The 2,369-nt window shown below is 40.7% G+C and carries 2 protein-coding genes; both read right to left on the bottom strand.

Annotated elements, in window-relative coordinates; translation table 11 throughout:
* Nucleotides 1-31 precede the first annotated feature (31 nt).
* A complete protein-coding gene (locus tag BACCELL_RS22035; RefSeq protein WP_044154189.1) occupies nucleotides 32-1,945 on the bottom strand; it encodes a fimbrillin family protein in 1,914 nt (637 codons plus the stop codon).
* A 4-nt stretch (nucleotides 1,946-1,949) separates the two neighbouring features.
* Entirely contained in the window at nucleotides 1,950-2,162 is a 213-nt protein-coding gene (locus BACCELL_RS22030) for a hypothetical protein (protein WP_157133937.1), read from the bottom strand.
* Nucleotides 2,163-2,369 lie beyond the last annotated feature (207 nt).

Genomic DNA, 2,369 nt, shown 5'->3' with positions numbered 1-2,369 from the left:
TTCCTGTTATTTGGGGCAGGAGAGTTTTGGGTTAATGTGCGCTTTCATCGTCAGTAGTGGGTGTCCAGGCGGGATTGCTTCCAAGCCATTGGGATTGTTCACCAACACTTTCATTGCAGGAATAAATAGTAGCACTGTTAATCCTTCCTATCAAATATCCAAGTTTCACAGTCTCCTCAGAAGTAACATTAAAATCTGTCGTTAAATTCCGGTTAAGATGGTATTTTGCCCATTCGGAATACCCTGTAATTCCTCCAACATCCACAGGAGAGATACTATGTCCGGTTATGGAGCCTTGATTACAGCATCCCAAAACCTTTCCGGCGATATATCCGCCAATTCCGCCTACTGATACGGCATAAATTGTATTTGAACGTTCTGGGTTAGAAAGTATAATGGAAGAAGTATTTATACAATGTTTATATTCACTACTAAGAAATCCGTCTCGTCCTATTATACCTCCAATCCAAAGTGAGCTTCCTTTACAACTTACATCGCTTTTTCCTATCGAAGAACAATTTTGGATATGGGCTCCTGAATGTCCAATTATGCCACCTATGCATAAATTACCATAATTAGAGTTCCCATCTGATATTTTCATTTCTCCCGACATTGTACAATTGTGAACTGTTATTTCCTGTGTGGGTCCATTTCCAATGACACCACCTACACCAAAATGTGTAATAATCGTTCCTTCTGGGTATGCAAAGGACCATGTAATATTGGCTGCTATATGGATATTTTCTATCAACATACTACTTGTAGTTGTCAAGTAACCAAAGAAGCCGAAGTTTTGTAGATCATTAGAAAAACTTCCCTTTAATGCACCGCTTATAGTATGTCCGCCACCATCAAAGTTTCCCCTAAAAGGCTTGGTAGATGAAATCCCTATTGGCGTCCATGTATCAGCCGTGACCTTTATATCCGTAGTTAATTTAAAGAACTTATCCAGATAGCGTTCTCCCGCTTCTACTTGTTCAATCAAATACTTCAAGTGTCCGGCACTCTCTATCAGGTAAGGGTTATCTTTCGTGCTACCTTTATTATCACTCTGATCCCAAGTGTTGCCTATTACATTATTATCGAATATAGCAGCAGTCCCATAACCACCTTCTATTCCCCCAAAAGTAAGCTCCGAATTATAAACCTTGCCTGCCTCATAAGGAAAATCTCCATTAAAAGAAACCGTGTAACTATAAACCATCCCGTCGTCGCCTGTCACGGCAAGAGCCAGTTTCTCTTTCAATGTGGAGGGAAGAATGGCCATGTAAGCAGTGAATTTTTCGCTACTGACACCGGATATAGCCGCAGTAAGCTGTTTGGCAGTAGTGATGTTGCTTTCATCGCTTGCTTTCTGGGAAATGGCTATACCGGCATCATCCTGTGTGCTTAGAGTGATGTATTTAGGAACAATGCCATCAGGAAGAGTTACCTCAAACTTCAGAACAGCTATTTTATGCTTAAAGCTTATTTCCGAAATCTCCGTACCGGAGGCAGTAGTCTGTGCAGTCATAAAGTTGTAACCGGATAGATGGGCAAAAGGAGCGTTTGCATCGATAACCTGCCCTATAACATTAAAGTGGCAATCCTCCCATCTTTTCTCGGCTTTTGATGCAGGAAAGAAAGCATGCTGGGCATCCTCAACCGCATTTCCTGTGAAAGTAGCAATCTTGCCATCACCATCAGTAGGTCCTGTCGTGGTAAAGACCTCAGTCGTAGTGCCATAAAGTTTAAAGGCATCGTTTGCCGTCCACTTTAGTATCAGGCCGTTAGCACCGTCATCTTCATGGCTTATACGGGTGATAGCTCCGCCTTGTGTGACGGTAACGGATATTTTTTCTTTTCCCCCGACAGAAGTATCCTCTTTTATAACTTCATCCTGAGTACATCCCATTAATATCAACGGGAATACTGCAAAGAAAGGTATCACATTATTCATTTTCATAGTTTTATTTTTCAAAGGTTAGTATATCGTTTATCAAGTCTTCCAATTCGCTTATGCTACTTGAACTGTAGCGTTGGGTAGATCTTCGGGAACTGCTTCGACCAGGCATACCAGGGTTACCACCGGGCATATTGCTCAATGCCATTACACCCTCACTTTCTATTTCTATGATCTCTATTTGCGGAGTCACATACTTTGCTTTTCTCTCTTCTTTCATATTTACTTTTTTAAAGTTGATAGTCATCTTGTATTTTGATAGCAAAACTAACGATTCCGCTATTAGAGAAGCCAAATCAGGACTGTACAATTCAATGTACAATTGCGTGGTTTATTCCACATTTTATCCTACTTTTGCATCCAAATTAATTATATCTGATATCCTAATGAACACGCAGACAACTTATCTCGCCTCTAAGCCGCATTA

The organism is Bacteroides cellulosilyticus DSM 14838, assembly GCF_000158035.1.
Lineage (GTDB): Bacteria > Bacteroidota > Bacteroidia > Bacteroidales > Bacteroidaceae > Bacteroides > Bacteroides cellulosilyticus.
The sequence above is the reverse complement of the archived record's forward strand: the minus strand, read 5'-3'. Positions and strand labels throughout refer to the sequence as shown.